We start from the raw sequence: 15,261 nt of genomic DNA, 5'->3' as shown, positions 1-15,261 counted from the left end.
TCCGCTCACCCGGCCACCTCTAGACTGTGGCAGTCCCGATCGTCCGGCCATCAACAGGAGTTTTCGTGCTGCGCAGTCATTCCGCCGGTTCACTGCGGCCCACCGACGCCGGCCAGACCGTGACCCTGGCCGGGTGGGTGGCGCGGCGCCGCGACCACGGCGGCGTCATCTTCATCGATCTGCGCGACGCGTCGGGGGTCTCGCAGGTGGTGTTCCGCGAGGGTGAGGTGCTCGAGCAGGCGCACCGGTTGCGCGCCGAGTACTGCATCGCCGTCGACGGGGTGGTGGAGATCCGCCCGGAGGGCAACGAGAACCCGGAGATCCCGACGGGCGAGGTCGAGGTCAACGCCACCAAGCTGACCGTGCTGGGGGAGTGCGCGCCGCTGCCGTTCCAGCTCGACGAGGCCCCCGGCGAGGAGGCCCGGCTCAAGTACCGCTATCTGGACCTGCGGCGGGAACGGCCGGGCAACGCGCTGCGGCTGCGCTCCAAGGTCAACGCCGCGGCCCGCGAGGTGCTGGCCCGGCACGACTTCGTCGAGATCGAGACCCCCACCCTCACCCGGTCCACCCCGGAGGGCGCGCGCGACTTCCTGGTGCCCGCGCGGCTGCGGCCCGGCACCTTCTACGCCCTGCCGCAGAGCCCGCAGCTGTTCAAACAGCTGCTGATGGTCGCCGGGATGGAGCGCTACTACCAGATCGCCCGCTGCTACCGCGACGAGGACTTCCGCGCCGACCGGCAGCCGGAGTTCACCCAGCTCGACATGGAGATGAGCTTCGTCGACGCCGAGGACGTCATCGCCGTCTCCGAGGAGATCATCACCGCGCTGTGGAGACTGATCGGCTACGACGTCCCGACCCCGCTGCCGCGGATCACCTACGCCGAGGCGATGCGCCGGTTCGGCACCGACAAGCCCGATCTGCGGTTCGGGCTGGAGCTCGTCGAGTGCACGGAGTTCTTCAAGGACACCCCGTTCCGGGTGTTCCAGGCGCCGTACGTGGGCGCGGTGGTGATGCCCGGCGGTGCGTCGCAGCCGCGGCGCACCCTGGACGGCTGGCAGGAGTGGGCCAAACAGCGTGGCGCGCGCGGGCTGGCCTATGTCCTGGTCGGTGAGGACGGCACGCTGGGCGGTCCGGTGGCCAAGAATCTGTCCGACGAGGAACGCGCCGGACTGGTCGCGCACGTCGGCGCGGCGCCGGGTGACTGTGTGTTCTTCGCCGCGGGGCCGCCGAAGTCGTCCCGGGCGTTGCTGGGCGCCGCGCGCAACGAGATCGCCAGACGTCTCGATCTGATCGACCCCGACGCCTGGGCGTTCACCTGGGTGGTGGACCCGCCGTTGTTCGAACCGGTCGACGAGGCGGCCGCGCACGGCGACGTCGCGGTCGGCTCGGGCGCCTGGACCGCGGTGCACCACGCGTTCACCGCACCCAAACCGGAGTTCGTCGACCGCATCGACACCGATCCCGGCGTGGTGCTGGCCGATGCCTACGACCTGGTGTGCAACGGCAACGAGATCGGCGGCGGTTCCATCCGTATCCATCGCCGCGACGTCCAGGAGCGGGTGTTCGACGTGATGGGCATCGGTCCGGAGGAGGCGCAGGAGAAGTTCGGATTCCTGTTGGACGCCTTCACCTTCGGGGCGCCACCGCACGGCGGCATCGCCTTCGGGTGGGATCGCATCACCGCGCTGCTGGCCGGGTTCGACTCCATCCGCGAGGTCATCGCGTTCCCCAAGACCGGCGGCGGGGTGGATCCGTTGACCGATGCGCCGGCGCCGATCACCCCGGAGCAGCGCAAGGAGTCCGGCATCGACGCCAAACCCGAGACGGACTGACCGAATCCGGTTACCTGTCAGGTAATCGACATCGATACCGGCGGAATCCTGCACGGCGGTGCGTTAATGGCGTTCGCCGACACCTTCTTCCGCGTTCTTCCGCGTTCTTCCGCGCCGTCCGCGGTGGCGACGTGACCGCGTCCTGCACACCGCTGCACGTCGGCCGCACCACGATCGTCGTGCGGACCACGCTGACCGACGACCGTGGCAGGCCGGTGGCCCGGGTCACGCAGACCCAGGCGGTGCTGGCCGGGGCCCAGCGGTCAGCGGGTGCGGCCCGCGACCCCGTCGGAGAGCAGTTCGCGCGCCTCGGATCTGCCGTCCAGGCCGCGGATGATCCGTTTGGTGATCTGCCAGCGGCCGTCGATGCGGCGCAGCTGGAAATGGTTCGCGCCGACCCGCGCGGCCACGAACCGGCCGTCGCGGTGCACCATCAGCATCGAGTCGCACACCGCGACCGCCTCGTCGCCGTCGACGGTGACCACCGCCGGACCGAGGAAGTGGCAGCAGCCGCCGCGGATCAAACCCTGATGGGCGTCCGAGCGCACCATCGCGGCCACCTCGGCACGGCTGTGCATCGGCCAGCCCTCGACGTCGTAACCGCCGTCGACGGCCCACAGTTCCGCAGCGGCGTCGGCCTCCCCGGCGTCCACCAGGGGACCGTAGGACGCGATCATCCGCTCGATCGCGCGTTCGTCCTCGATCCGCTGCAACCGCCGTTCCAGCGCGGCCAGCCGGTCTCGGCTCTCCCGGTCACTCACAGCGCGTCTCCCATCGCCAGATCCCGCAGTGCGGCGAGTTGTTCGCAGTAGTGGGCGGCCGAGGTCGCCGAGACGGTCGCGGTCACGGCCGTCGCACCGAGTTCCCGCAGCCGGTCCAGCCGCCGGCGAGCGGCGTCGGGATCACCCAGCGGATCCAGCGCCGAGGTCGCCAGGACCACCTCGAAGCCGTCCGGAAGTTCAACCGAGCCGAGCCATTCGGAGATCTGGGCGGCGCTGATCCCGAACGGCATCCAGCCGTCACCCAGCGTCACCGCCCGGCGCAGCGATCGCCGCGTCCTGCCGCCCACCCAGATCGGCACCCGGTCCTGCACCGCGCACGGTTCGACGATGAACCCGGAGTAGCGGTAGTGCTCGCCGTCATGGTGCGGACGGCTCTGCGACAGTGACGCCCGCAACGCCCGGATCGCCTCGTCGGCCCGGGCGTCGCGGTCCGACCACGCGGCGTCGAGCAGATCGAACTCGGCCTTCAGCGATCCGACACCGACGCCGAGGATCACCCGCCCGCCGCTGAGCCGGTCCACGGTGCCGTACCGTTTGGCCACCTCCAGTGGATGGTGGTAGCCGAGCACGATCACCGAGGTGGCCAGCCGAATCCTTGTGGTGTGGGCGGCCAGGAAACCCAACGTGGCCACCGGATCCCAGTACGTCGCACCGCGCACCGCGGCGTCGGCCTCCGGCACCACGACATGCTCTGCGCAGGTGAGGAACTCGAATCCCAGGTCGTCGGCGGCGGCCGCGACGCGGGCCAGCTCGTCGGGGCCGGCGGTGCGCTCCCAGTCCGAGGCCACGCCGGGCATCTGCATCACCACCGGGGTGGAGATCCCGATGCGCATGTCAGGCCTGCCCGATCAGCTTCTGCACGAACCGGTGGGCACCCAGCACCACCTTGGCCCGGTCCGGATCGTTGCGCCGGGCGACGTCCTCGGCGTTCCCGCCGGCGACGTGCACCGGACCGTGCGGCAGCCGCTCGAGACCCTCGCGGGCGACATCGGCGGGATCGGCCACCCGCAGCCCGGGGACATCGAAATTCAGCCCGGCCCGCTCCATCGCGGGGGTACGGGTGACCCCGAGTACCAGTTCGAGGACGTCCACACCGTGGTCGCGCAGCTCCAGCCACAGGCTCTCGGCGAAGATCCGGCCGAACGCCTTGACCCCGCCGTACACGGTGTGCCGGGCCGAGCCGAGGTAGCCGGCCATCGACCCGACCAGCAGGATGCCGCCGGAGCGCCGCTCCCGCATCGGCCGGCCGAAGTGCTGCACCAGGGTGAGCATGGTGTCGATGTTGAGCCGCAGCACCTTGTCGAAGTCGGCCAGCTCGCCGTCGAGGAACTCCTCGCTGCAGGTGTTGGCGCCGGCGTTGTAGATCAGCAGTCCGACCTCGAGGCCGGCGCACTCGGCGAGCACCCGGTGCACCGCGGCCGGGTCGGTGAGATCCGCCGAGATGGTGCGCACCTCGACACCGCGGGCCCGGCAGTCGGCGGCGGTGTCCTCCAGCGGACCGGGTTTGCGGGCGATCAGCACCAGGTCGATGCCGGCGTCGGCGAGCAGCCGGGCGAACTCCGCGCCCACACCTTCCGAACCGCCCGCGATCACCGCCGTGGGCCCGTATCGAGTCAGATCGGTCACCCTCCGATGGTCTCAGGTGCGCCGAAGCCAACACGCTGGCGGTGGTGAGACCTATTCATCGCGGGCTTCCCTACGATCACCCGGGTGGCTGATCGCTATGGCAGTGATGTCTTGACCAACAATCCGCATCGGCGGCCCCGCTCCACCGAACGTCCCGTCGAGCTGGGCCTGGTCGTCGAGGATGCGGAGACCGGATTCGTCGGCGCGGTGGTGCACATCGAGTTCGGCCGGATGCGGTTGGAGGACCGCCACGGCCGCACCAAACCGTTCCCGATCGGGCCCGGCTATCTGATCGACGGTGAACCGGTGATCCTCACGCCGCCGCGGCGCGAGGCGCCCAAGGCGCCGGCCCGCACCGCATCCGGGTCGGTGGCGGTGCGGGGCGGACGGGCGAGGGTCGCGTTGCCGAGCCGGATCTACGTGGAGGGCCGCCACGACGCCGAGCTGGTCGAACAGGTGTGGGGCGATGATCTGCGGGTCGAGGGGGTGGTGGTCGAGTATCTCGGCGGGATCGACGATCTGGTCGACATCGTCGCGGAGTTCCGGCCCGGCCCCGGCCGGCGGCTGGGGGTGCTGGTCGACCATCTCGTCACCGGCTCCAAGGAGGCCCGCATCGCCGGTGAGGTGGAGCAGGGACCGTTCGGTGCGCACACCCTGGTGGTCGGCCACCCGTTCATCGACATCTGGCAGGCGGTCAAACCGGAACGGTTGGGCATCAAGGCCTGGCCGACGGTGCCGCGCGGCACCGACTGGAAGACCGGGGTGTGCGCGGCGCTGGGCTGGCCGCATCAGACCCAGGCCGACATCGCGCACGCCTGGCAACGGATCCGCGGTCAGGTGCGCAACTGGATGGATCTGGAGCCGGCGCTGATCGGCCGGGTCGAGGAGCTGATCGACTTCGTGACGGCGCCCGGGACCTGAGGCGTGCAGCAGCCCCCACACACGCGCGACGAGTGACCGACGGTCGTGGTAAGCCTGAGGCGTGTCCGACAGCCTGTTCGATCTGCCCGGTGAACCGGCCTCCACCGCGGAACCCGGGGCACCGACCACCCCGGCGCCGCTGGCGGTGCGGATGCGGCCGGCCAACCTCGACGAGGTCGTCGGCCAGGACCATCTGCTGCAGCCCGGCGCCCCGCTGCGCCGCCTCGTCGAGGGCTCGGGCGCGGCCTCGGTCATCCTGTACGGACCGCCGGGCACCGGCAAGACCACGCTGGCGTCGCTGATCTCCCAGGCCACCGGCCGGCGGTTCGAGGCGCTGTCCGCGTTGTCGGCGGGCGTCAAGGAGGTGCGCGCCGTCATCGACACCGCCCGCCGCGCCGCGATGCGCGGTGAGCAGACCGTGCTGTTCATCGATGAGGTGCACCGGTTCTCCAAGACCCAGCAGGACGCGCTGCTCGCGGCGGTGGAGAACCGGGTGGTGCTGCTGGTGGCGGCGACGACGGAGAACCCGTCGTTCTCGGTGGTCGCGCCGCTGCTGAGCCGGTCGCTGATCCTGCAGCTGCAGCCGCTGGACACCGACGCCATCCGCACCGTGGTGCGCCGCGCCATCGACGACCCGCGCGGTCTCGGCGGGAAGGTCGAGGTCAGCGACGACGCGGTGGAGCTGCTGGTGCAGCTGTCGGCCGGTGACGCCCGCCGTGCGCTGACCGCGCTCGAGGTGGCCGCCGAGGCGGGCGAGCGGGTCACGGTCGGGACCATCGAACAGTCCCTGGATCAGGCGGCGGTGCGCTACGACCGCGACGGGGATCAGCACTACGACGTGGTCAGCGCGTTCATCAAGTCGGTGCGGGGCTCCGACGTCGACGCGGCTCTGCACTATCTGGCCCGGATGCTGGTGGCCGGTGAGGATCCGAGGTTCATCGCACGCCGGCTGATGATCCTGGCCAGCGAGGACATCGGGATGGCCGATCCGACGGCACTGCCGCTCGCGGTGGCAGCGGCCCAGACCGTGCAGCTGATCGGGATGCCCGAGGCGCAACTGACGCTGGCGCACGCCACCGTGCACCTGGCCACCGCGCCGAAGTCCAATGCGGTGACCACCGCGCTGGGCGCCGCGATGGCCGACATCCGGGCCGGGAAGGCCGGGCTGGTGCCGGCCCACCTGCGCGACGGCCACTACTCGGGCGCGGCGCGGCTCGGCCACGCCCAGGGGTACAAGTACTCCCACGACCATCCGGACGGCGTTGTGGCGCAACAGTATCCGCCGGACACCCTGGTGGGCGTGGACTACTACCGGCCGACCGGCCGGGGCGCCGAACGGGAGATCGCCGGCCGGGTCGACCGGTTGCGTGCGATCATCCGCGGCCTGCGCGGGCGGTCCTGACCGGTTTGCCACCGTCCTGCGGCCGCCGCGCCACCGCACACCATCGGTGATTTCCCGGGGAACCCGCCGCGTGGTGGACCGGCCGGACCCGCCGCGGTGCACCGGAAACAGACAGCAAATAGTGTGCGGCACACCGCATGCTCGTCCGATCCGGCGGGTCGACGCCGGTGATCTCACCGATGAGCAGATCGAGCGGATCGGCACGACGCTGATGCTGCTCGAGGAGAAGATGGCGGAGTTGCGGGACCATTTCGGCCTGACACCTGAGGATCTCAACATCGATCTCGGTCCGTTGGGACCGTTGCTGCCCCGCGAGCCCCCCTAGCGGAACCCGGCCGGTGGTCGACCGGCCGGGTTCGGCTCGACAATCAGTGACCGAGTACCCCGTGACGGCGACTTCTGCGTCCCATCAGCGACGCCACGATCGCGACTCCGATCACCGCGACGACCACCTGGACGAGCAGTTCCAGCCAATCGATCCCGCGGGTCGCGGTGGGGATGCCGACCGCCCGGGCGATCGCGGTACCGATGAAGGCCGAGACGATGCCCACCAGGATGGTCACCAGGATCCCGATGTTCTGTTTACCGGGCAGGAGCAGTCGGCCCAACGCGCCGACCACGATTCCCACCAGGATTGCGCTGATGACGCCGGTGATGGTCATGAGATTCCTCCAGTGCTTTCAGGTGCAGCGGAGGTGCCCTTTCGCGGGCGTCAGTAAACCGGTCTCACACCAGCTCGGGCACCCGCAACTGCGCGATGGCCAGCTCGAACTCGCCCACGTCGAGCAGCTCCGCACCCAGCTCCCGCAGCCGCGCGGTGCGCAGGGCGGTGGCCTGCTCCCGGTTGCGTTCCATCGCCTCGTGGCTGTCGAATGTGGTCGACGACACCGCACGCCGGGCCGCCGAGTCGATGAGCAGGCTGGCGCTGCAGAAGCCGTCGAGCTCCTCGACCGAGGGCAGCACCGCGGTGCGGTAGTACTCCAGCGAACGCTTCCTCTGGTCGGGCACCAGCTTGATCCAGGTCGCCCGCACACAGGCGCCGTCGCCGGCCGCGTGGTCCCGGTGCAGCACGGCGATCTCCCAGTCCTCGGCCTTCGGCTCGGGACTGCCGAACACCTCGGCCGCACGGTGCCGCAACCGCTCGGCCGGGCCGGCGCTGTCCCGGCGGGCCTCCTCGCGGTCCCAGGCGCTGGTGGCGATGCAGCGCCCGGACCGCCGATCCACCAGCAACGACAGCCCGACATGACCGCTCTGCAGCGAGAGCTGGGGCATCACTTCGTCGCGGATGTGGGCGATCCCGGCGTCGATGCAGCTCGGACGCGCCATGAATGTGGATGAACGTGCGAACACGATTCCCCCCTGTCACCTCGGGGCAGCGCCCCGGTGGGCGCCACCGGTTCAGTTATCAGCGTCCTCCGTCGCCGGCCCCGTGGCAATGGTTCGGGGGAGGTTCGGGGGAGGTTCGGGGGAGGTTCCGGAACGGAATCTGCAGATCCGGGCCGCTAGGCTGGAGGAATGAAGACCGAGGTGCTCGACGTCGACACCGCACGTCGTCGCATCGTCGACCTGACCCCACAGGTACGCGAGTTCTGCGCCGGCCGCGGCGACGGGCTGTGCAATGTGTTCGCACCGCACGCGACGGCGGGGCTCGCCCTGATCGAGACCGGGTCGGGTTCCGACGAGGATCTCGTGGATACCCTGGACCGGTTGCTGCCGCGCGATGACCGGTACCGGCACCGGCACGGCTCCCCGGGACATGGTGCCGATCACGTGCTGCCGGCGCTGGTGGCGCCGTCGGTGACGATCCCGGTTCAGGGCGGTGAACCCCTGCTTGGCACCTGGCAGAGCGTGGTGCTGGTGGACCTCAATCGGGACAACCCGCGCCGCTCGGTGCGGTTGAGCTTCATAAACGGCTGACTGCGCCGACACGGGCGCCCGAGCCCGTACCGGTACTGTAGGGCGGTCGATGGATTCGCCGGACGCCGAGAACAGGACGACAAGGAAGTGCAGACACACGAGATCAGGAAGCGGTTCCTCGATCATTTTGTGAAGGCGGGCCACACGGAGGTGCCGAGCGCCTCGGTGATCCTCGACGACCCCAATCTGTTGTTCGTCAACGCCGGCATGGTGCAGTTCGTGCCCTATTTCCTCGGGCAGCGCACCCCGCCGTACACCCGGGCGACGAGCATCCAGAAGTGCATCCGCACCCCGGACATCGACGAGGTCGGTATCACCACCCGGCACAACACGTTCTTCCAGATGGCCGGGAACTTCTCGTTCGGCGACTACTTCAAACGCGGCGCGATCGAGTACGCCTGGAGCCTGCTGACCAAGTCGGTGGACGACGGCGGCTACGGCTTCGATCCCGAAAAGATCTGGGCCACCGTTTATCTCGATGACGACGAGGCCGCGGATCTGTGGCAGGAGATCGCCGGTCTGCCGCCGGAGCGGATCCAGCGCCGCGGCATGGCCGACAACTACTGGTCGATGGGCATCCCCGGGCCGTGCGGACCGTCGTCGGAGATCTACTACGACCGCGGGCCGGACTACGGCGTCGAGGGCGGCCCGATCGCCAACGAGGACCGCTACATCGAGATCTGGAATCTCGTGTTCATGGAGAACGAGCGCGGCGCCGGGCCGGCCAAGGAGGGCTACGAGATCCTCGGCCCGCTGCCGCGGAAGAACATCGACACCGGCATGGGCATCGAGCGGGTGGCCTGCCTGCTGCAGGGCGTCGACAACGTCTACGAGACGGATCTGATCCGCCCGGTGATCGATCTGGTCGCCGGCCTGGCGCCACGGGGCTACGGCCAGGGCAGTCATTCCGACGATGTGCGGTACCGGATCATCGCCGACCACAGCCGTACCGCGGCGATCCTGATCGGGGACGGGGTGACCCCGGGTAACGACGGCCGCGGCTATGTGCTGCGCCGGTTGCTGCGGCGGGTCATCCGGTCGGCCAAGCTGCTCGACGTGGACCGCCCGATCGTCGGCGATCTGATGGCCACGGTGCGGGACACCATGGGCCCCGCCTACGGCAACCTGATCAGCGACTTCGACCGGATCCACCGCATCGCGGTGGCCGAGGAGACCGCGTTCAACCGCACTCTGTCGTCGGGGTCGAAGCTGTTCGAGGAGGCCGCCAAGGCCACCAAGGCCGCCGGCGCCACCGTGCTGAGCGGCAAGGACGCGTTCACGCTGCACGACACCTACGGCTTCCCGCTCGAGCTGACCCTGGAGATGGCCGCCGAGGCCGGGCTGTCGGTGGATGAGGAGGGTTTCCGGACCCTGATGGCCGAGCAGCGCGAACGCGCCAAGGCCGACGCCGCCGCCCGCAAACAGGCCCATGCCGACCTGTCGGCGTATCGCGAACTGGTCGACGCCGGACCCACCGAGTTCACCGGGTTCGACGAATTGACTTCCGAGGCAAAGATTCTCGGTATCTTCGTGGACGGTCAGCGGGTGCCGGTGGTGTCGCATCTGCCGCGGGTGCGCTCGCAGAGCCCGCCTCCGCAACAGGTCGAGATCGTGCTGGACCGCACCCCGTTCTACGCCGAGTCCGGTGGGCAGATCGCCGACGAGGGCACCATCACGGGCACCGGTTCGTCGATGGCCGCGCGCGCCCGGGTCACCGATGTGCAGAAGATCGCCAACACACTGTTCGTGCACCGGGTCAGCATGGAGTCCGGCGAGTTCGTCGAGGGGGACACCGTGATCGCCGCTGTGGACCCCGAGTGGCGGCGCGGGGCGACCCAGGGCCACTCCGGCACCCACATGGTGCATGCGGCGCTGCGGCAGGTGCTGGGCCCCAACGCGGTTCAGGCCGGTTCGCTGAACCGGCCGGGTTATCTGCGGTTCGACTTCAACTGGCAGGGCCCGTTGTCCGAGCAGCAGCGCACCCAGATCGAGGAGGTGACCAACGAGGCGGTCCAGGCCGACTTCGAGGTGAACACCTTCATCACCGAACTCGAGAAGGCCAAGTCGATGGGCGCCATCGCGATGTTCGGCGAGAAGTACCCCGAGCGGGTCCGGGTGGTGGAGATCGGCGGTCCGTTCTCGTTGGAACTGTGCGGCGGCACCCATGTGGAGAGCTCCGCGCAGATCGGCCCGGTGACGATCCTGGGCGAGTCCTCGGTGGGTTCGGGGGTGCGCCGGGTCGAGGCGTACGTCGGGCTCGACTCCTTCCGCCACCTGAGCAAGGAACGCGCGCTGATGGCCGCGGTGGCCTCGACGCTGAAGGTGCCCTCCGAGGAGGTGCCCGACCGGGTGGCCAATCTGGTGGAGAAGCTACGGGCCGCCGAGAAGGAACTGGAACGGCTGCGGCTGGCCAACGCCAAGGCGGCGGTCAGCGATGCGGTGGCCCAGGCCGAGCAGGTCGGCAGGGTGCGGCTGGTGGCCCGGCGCATCGACGCCGGCCTGAACGCCGGTGAGCTGCGCAACCTGGTCGGCGACATCCGCGGCAAGCTGGGCTCGGATCCGGCGGTGGTGGCGCTGATGGCGGCCACCGACGACGGCTCGGTGCCGTTCGTGGTGGCGGTCAACCCGGCCGCCCAGGACCTCGGGCTGCGGGCCAACAACCTGGTCAAGGTGCTGGCCCCGGAGGTCGACGGTCGCGGCGGCGGCAAGGTGGACCTGGCTCAGGGGTCCGGTAAGAAGGCGGCGGGCATCGATGCGGCACTGGCCGCGCTACGCGCGGAGATTGCCCGGAGCTAGGTGTGGATGACAGCCGCGAGCGCCGTCCGGACCGTCCCGGGGACGCGTTGCAGCCCCCTGATCCCGGTCCCGGCCGGCGGCTCGGCGTAGACGTCGGCAAGGTGCGGATCGGGGTGGCCGCCAGCGATCCGGACGGCGTGCTGGCCACTCCGCTGGAGACGGTGCGCCGTGAACGGTCCGGCCGGCATCTTCGGCGGCTGGCCGCGCTGGTGGCCGAGCTGTCCGCGGTCGAGGTGGTCGTGGGGCTCCCGCGCACACTCGCCGACCGGATGGGACCCGCGGCGCAGGACGCGATCGCGTTGGCCGATGAGTTGGCGCGCCGGATCGATCCGGTACCGGTACGGCTGGCCGATGAGAGACTGACCACGGTGACGGCCCAGCGGTCCCTGCGGGCGGCCGGTGTCCGCAGCCGGGATCAACGGGCGATGATCGATCAGGTGGCCGCGGTGGACATCCTGCAGGGCTGGTTGGATCAGCGCCGGGCGGCGCTGTCGGCGCGCGGAGAGGCAGGGGATGACTGACGGGTGGACGCAGTACCGGGCCCAGCCGACGGCGGTCGGACCGCCCCGGCCCGGACGATCCCGTGCCGAGCGGATGCGTGAGGCGAGGGCGCGACGCCGGAGACGGCTGACCATCGGAATGTCGCTGAGCGTGCTGATCGTGGTCATGATCGGCGCGGTGTTCCTGGGGTCGCGGCTGTGGCACAGCATGTTCGGCACCCCGACCGATTTCCGCGGCGACGGGGTGGCCGATGTGGTGATCGAGGTGCGCGACGGCGACACCACCACCGCGATCGGCCAGACCCTGCAGGAACACAATGTGGTCGCCACCGTGAAGGCGTTCGTGGACGCGGCCGCCGGTAATGCGGCGATCTCGTCGATCCAGCCCGGCTTCTACAAGATGCGCACCGAGATCCCGGCGGCCGATGCGGTCGCCCGGCTGGCGGATCCGGAGAACCGGGTCGGCAAACTGGTGATCCCGGAGGGCCGTCAACTCGACGACACCCGCGACGTCAAGACCGACCGGGTCACCGAAGGCATCCTCACCATGATCGCGCGCGCCAGTTGTGTGGATCTCGACGGCGAAGAGCGATGTATGTCGGTGGAGCAGTTGCGCGAGGTCGCGAGCACCGCGCCGGCGGCGGCGCTGTCGGTGCCGCACTGGGCCGAGCCGGCGGTACGGGCCATGGGTGACGATCCGCGCCGGCTGGAGGGGCTGATCGCGGCCGGCACCTGGAACATCAACCCGGCGGCCACCCCGCAGCAGACCCTCTCGACACTGATCTCCGCCAGTGCGGCGCTGTATGCGCAGAACGGTCTGCTCGAGGCCGCGGAACGGGCCAACATGTCACCCTACGAGATCCTCACCGTGGCGTCGCTGGTGCAGCGGGAATCCACCCCGGAGGATTTCGCGAAGGTCGCGCGGGTGATCTACAACCGGCTGGCGGTGAACCAGAAGCTCGAGTTCGACTCGACGGTGAACTATGCGCTGGACCGGCAGGAGGTGGCCACCACCGACGAGGACCGCGGCCAGGTGACGCCGTGGAACACCTACATGAGCGAGGGGCTGCCCGCCACGCCGATCTGTTCGCCCAGCAAGTCCGCGCTGCTCGCCGCCGAACAGCCCGAGCCGGGGGACTGGTTGTTCTTCGTGACCATCGACATGGAGGGCACCACCTTGTTCACCCGCGACTACGAGCAGCATCTGATCAACATCCAGGAGGCCCTGCGCAACGGTGTGCTCGACAGTGCCCGGTAGTTCGGCGCGGCCCGATAGTTCGGCGCGGCCCGACAGTTCGGCGCGCAAGGCGGCGGTGCTGGGATCGCCGATCGCGCACTCCCGGTCTCCGCAACTGCATCTGGCCGCCTACCGCGCGCTCGGCCTGACCGGCTGGACCTACGAACGCATCGAATGCGACGCCGAGCAGCTGCCCGTGCTCGTGGGCGGTTTCGGCCCGGAATGGGTCGGGGTGTCGGTGACGATGCCCGGCAAGTTCGCCGCCCTGACGTTCGCCGATCAGCGCACCGCGCGCGCCGAGCTGGTCGGATCGGCCAACACCCTGGTGCGCCGGGACGGCGGCTGGCTGGCCGACAACACCGACATCGACGGTGTCAAGGGCGCGCTGGGCGCCGTCGGTGAGCATGTGATGGTGGTCGGTTCGGGCGGCACCGCTCCCGCGGCGGTGGTCGCGGTGGTCGAGTCGGGCGCCCGGCAGGTGACCGTCGCCGCCCGCAATCGTGAGAAGGCCGCCCCGTTGGTGGAACTGGCCGAGCGGCTGGGCGCCTCGGCCCGTTGGCAGGACCTCGCCGGGGTCACGGCCGCCGGGGTCGACGCGGTGGTGAGCACGATTCCCGCCGATGCGGCCGCCCGGTACGCGGCGGCGCTGTCGGCCACGCCGGTGCTGGTGGACGCGATCTACGATCCGTGGCCGACGCCGCTGGCCGCGGCCGTGGCCGAAGCCGGCGGTCGGGTGATCAGCGGGCTGGAGATGCTGCTGAATCAGGCGTTCACCCAGGTCGAGTTGTTCACCGGCCGGCCCGCGCCCAAAGAAGCGATGAGGGCGGCGCTGAACCAGCCATAGCCTGGACGCCATGGGGTGGGCCATGGGGTGGGCCGGCGCCGTCGTGGCGCTCGGGTGGTTGGCGACGCTGAGCGTCTGCGACATCCGCTGGCGGCGGCTGCCGAACCGGTTGACCCTGCCGGGCGCCGTCGTGGTGCTCATGGCCGCCGCGGCGGCCGGTCATGGGGTGCCGGCGCTGTTGGGGTCGATGGCGTTGACCGGTGTCTATCTGATCGTGCATCTGCTGGCTCCGGCGGCGATGGGCGCCGGGGACGTCAAACTCGCCCTCGGACTCGGGGGGATGACGGGCGCGTTCGGACCCGAGGTGTGGACCCTGGCCGCGTTGGCCGCGCCGCTGCTGACCGGGGTGCTCGGCGTCATCGCGCTGATCCGCTCCGCCGCGCGAACGGTGCCGCACGGCCCGTCGATGTGTGTCGCCAGCGCGGGCGCTGTCGCGCTGGCGATCCTCTGACATCCCCTGGCCTCAGAACGGAGGGGGCCGGTTGCGTTCGGCGACCAGGTCGGCGTTGAGTCGGCGTTCGGTCTCGATCCGGTAGGCGCGGGGCCCGCCTACCTCAGAACATCGCCTACATCAGAACATCAATGACGGTGTGGACCTGTGGGCGCCACACCATCAGCGACGCTGACGCCATAGGTTGTTGACGCCGTGAAGCGACGTCAGGACACCGTGCGTGAACAGACCCTCCTCGGTTCTGGGTTGCGCCCCGTTGCCGACGGCCAGCGCGTCTGGCCGAGATCCCCTGCGACCGTGGCGTCGGACGACACCCGCTACACGACCGCCCCACGAACTGAATAGCTGGAAGTTTCTCTGTGTCGGTCACGCGGTTCGTTACCGTGAAGCATGGCTGCGACTCCGCCTGCAGCGCCGCGACGTCGGCGTCGACGTGAAGGCAAGCCCATTTTGCTGGGCAAGCGCGGCGCCCCACTGGAATCTGCCGGGTGCATCCACCGCACCACAACCGTCGAGGATATCTGCCTAACCTGCAGGAAGTACGTCGGCGATGATAAGCCGACTCCACCACGACCGCCTGCGAAGACGCCGCCTACGAAGAAGACGTGGAAGCCGCCCAAGGAGCCCCCTGTTCCGGTACCGGAGCAGCACTACAGAATCGCCCGGCAGCTCTATCAGCGGGGCTCCGGAATCACCGTGCGCGAGTTGGCCAGAGCGGTGAAACTGGAACAGAATCAGGTGCAGGAAGGACTGAAGTACCTGGAACGTAACGGGCTGGCGGTATGCCACGGTCGCCGTTCTACGGCACACTGGGCGGCCACAGACCTTCTGCACAGGAAGGGTCCGCTGGCAGCGGCCCGCGATGGCTTCACACATTATCGCCGCCGCCCGTAACGAGAGAACAGGTCGCCGGCAACCGCAGTCCGCAACTGGCCGGCGGTTCGGAACTGGCG

At 69.9% G+C, this 15,261-nt stretch carries 14 protein-coding genes and 1 pseudogene; 10 read left to right on the top strand and 5 right to left on the bottom strand.

The features are described 5' to 3' along the window. Positions 1–65: 65 nt before the first annotated feature. The gene (aspS, locus tag CKW28_RS12975) at positions 66–1,832 is read left to right on the top strand and encodes an aspartate--tRNA ligase (protein ID WP_003925478.1); all 1,767 of its coding nucleotides are present in this window, start codon (positions 66–68) and stop codon (positions 1,830–1,832) included. Between the two features lie 263 nt (positions 1,833–2,095). Here aspS and CKW28_RS12965 read toward each other — a convergent pair whose 3' ends face one another. Genes CKW28_RS12965 through CKW28_RS12955 form a run of 3 tightly spaced genes read right to left on the bottom strand, consistent with a single transcriptional unit; the run spans position 2,096 to position 4,240 of the window. Beyond that, the gene (locus tag CKW28_RS12965; RefSeq protein WP_003925477.1) at positions 2,096–2,593 is read right to left on the bottom strand and encodes a nuclear transport factor 2 family protein; all 498 of its coding nucleotides are present in this window, start codon (positions 2,591–2,593) and stop codon (positions 2,096–2,098) included. After that, complete coding sequence (locus CKW28_RS12960; RefSeq protein WP_003925476.1) at positions 2,590–3,447, bottom strand: LLM class F420-dependent oxidoreductase; 858 nt, start codon at positions 3,445–3,447, stop codon at positions 2,590–2,592. Before CKW28_RS12960 ends, CKW28_RS12965 begins: the two co-directional genes overlap by 4 nt. A gap of 1 nt (position 3,448) precedes the next feature. Beyond that, entirely contained in the window at positions 3,449–4,240 is a 792-nt protein-coding gene (locus tag CKW28_RS12955; RefSeq protein WP_040546718.1) for an SDR family NAD(P)-dependent oxidoreductase, read from the bottom strand. A gap of 84 nt (positions 4,241–4,324) precedes the next feature. Between CKW28_RS12955 and CKW28_RS12950 the strand changes: the two genes are divergently transcribed. The 3 genes and pseudogenes from CKW28_RS12950 to CKW28_RS12940 form a co-directional block, all read left to right on the top strand. Continuing rightward, complete coding sequence (locus CKW28_RS12950) at positions 4,325–5,161, top strand: DUF3097 domain-containing protein (RefSeq protein ID WP_003925474.1); 837 nt, start codon at positions 4,325–4,327, stop codon at positions 5,159–5,161. Between the two features lie 61 nt (positions 5,162–5,222). Continuing rightward, positions 5,223–6,563, top strand: a complete 1,341-nt coding sequence (locus CKW28_RS12945) for a replication-associated recombination protein A (RefSeq protein WP_003925473.1) — start codon at positions 5,223–5,225, stop codon at positions 6,561–6,563. A gap of 148 nt (positions 6,564–6,711) precedes the next feature. Next, a pseudogene (locus CKW28_RS12940) lies at positions 6,712–6,888 on the top strand (gas vesicle protein K); the annotation flags it as partial. Between the two features lie 43 nt (positions 6,889–6,931). On the opposite strand, the gene CKW28_RS12935 reads toward CKW28_RS12940, so the two are convergent. Continuing rightward, a complete protein-coding gene (locus CKW28_RS12935; RefSeq protein WP_003925471.1) occupies positions 6,932–7,225 on the bottom strand; it encodes a GlsB/YeaQ/YmgE family stress response membrane protein in 294 nt (97 codons plus the stop codon). Positions 7,226–7,289: 64 nt separating this feature from the next. Then, a complete protein-coding gene (locus tag CKW28_RS12930) occupies positions 7,290–7,913 on the bottom strand; it encodes a hypothetical protein (protein ID WP_040546716.1) in 624 nt (207 codons plus the stop codon). A gap of 165 nt (positions 7,914–8,078) precedes the next feature. Here CKW28_RS12930 and CKW28_RS12925 point away from each other — a divergent pair, with 165 nt between their 5' ends. The 6 genes from CKW28_RS12925 (at position 8,079) to CKW28_RS12900 (ending at position 14,308) form a co-directional block, all read left to right on the top strand. Continuing rightward, positions 8,079–8,480, top strand: coding sequence for a secondary thiamine-phosphate synthase enzyme YjbQ (locus tag CKW28_RS12925; RefSeq protein WP_040546714.1), 402 nt, complete (start codon positions 8,079–8,081; stop codon positions 8,478–8,480). Positions 8,481–8,567: 87 nt separating this feature from the next. Further along, positions 8,568–11,276, top strand: coding sequence for an alanine--tRNA ligase (alaS, locus tag CKW28_RS12920; protein WP_003925468.1), 2,709 nt, complete (start codon positions 8,568–8,570; stop codon positions 11,274–11,276). Between the two features lie 2 nt (positions 11,277–11,278). After that, entirely contained in the window at positions 11,279–11,797 is a 519-nt protein-coding gene (gene ruvX, locus CKW28_RS12915) for a Holliday junction resolvase RuvX (protein ID WP_003925467.1), read from the top strand. Then, positions 11,790–13,034 (top strand): endolytic transglycosylase MltG, encoded by a 1,245-nt coding sequence (locus CKW28_RS12910; RefSeq protein WP_003925466.1) that lies wholly within the window; start codon positions 11,790–11,792, stop codon positions 13,032–13,034. Before ruvX ends, CKW28_RS12910 begins: the two co-directional genes overlap by 8 nt. Next, a complete protein-coding gene (locus tag CKW28_RS12905) occupies positions 13,024–13,857 on the top strand; it encodes a shikimate dehydrogenase (protein ID WP_040546712.1) in 834 nt (277 codons plus the stop codon). Before CKW28_RS12910 ends, CKW28_RS12905 begins: the two co-directional genes overlap by 11 nt. A gap of 10 nt (positions 13,858–13,867) precedes the next feature. Next, entirely contained in the window at positions 13,868–14,308 is a 441-nt protein-coding gene (locus CKW28_RS12900) for a prepilin peptidase (protein ID WP_003925464.1), read from the top strand. The last annotated feature ends 953 nt before the right edge of the window (positions 14,309–15,261 follow it).

This window comes from Mycolicibacterium thermoresistibile (genome assembly GCF_900187065.1).
Taxonomy (GTDB): domain Bacteria; phylum Actinomycetota; class Actinomycetes; order Mycobacteriales; family Mycobacteriaceae; genus Mycobacterium; species Mycobacterium thermoresistibile.
Note: the sequence above shows the minus strand (reverse complement) of the source record. Positions and strands in the feature narration are given on the sequence as shown.

Bases quoted from the DNA above. Each gene is read 5' to 3' on its own strand.
- CKW28_RS12960 (WP_003925476.1), bottom strand. From the start codon at position 3,447: ATGCGCATCGGGATCTCCACCCCGGTGGTGATGCAGATGCCCGGCGTG.
- CKW28_RS12935 (WP_003925471.1), bottom strand. From the start codon at position 7,225: ATGACCATCACCGGCGTCATCAGCGCAATCCTGGTGGGAATCGTGGTC.
- CKW28_RS12925 (WP_040546714.1), top strand. From the start codon at position 8,079: ATGAAGACCGAGGTGCTCGACGTCGACACCGCACGTCGTCGCATCGTC.
- CKW28_RS12910 (WP_003925466.1), top strand. From the start codon at position 11,790: ATGACTGACGGGTGGACGCAGTACCGGGCCCAGCCGACGGCGGTCGGA.
- CKW28_RS12900 (WP_003925464.1), top strand. From the start codon at position 13,868: ATGGGGTGGGCCATGGGGTGGGCCGGCGCCGTCGTGGCGCTCGGGTGG.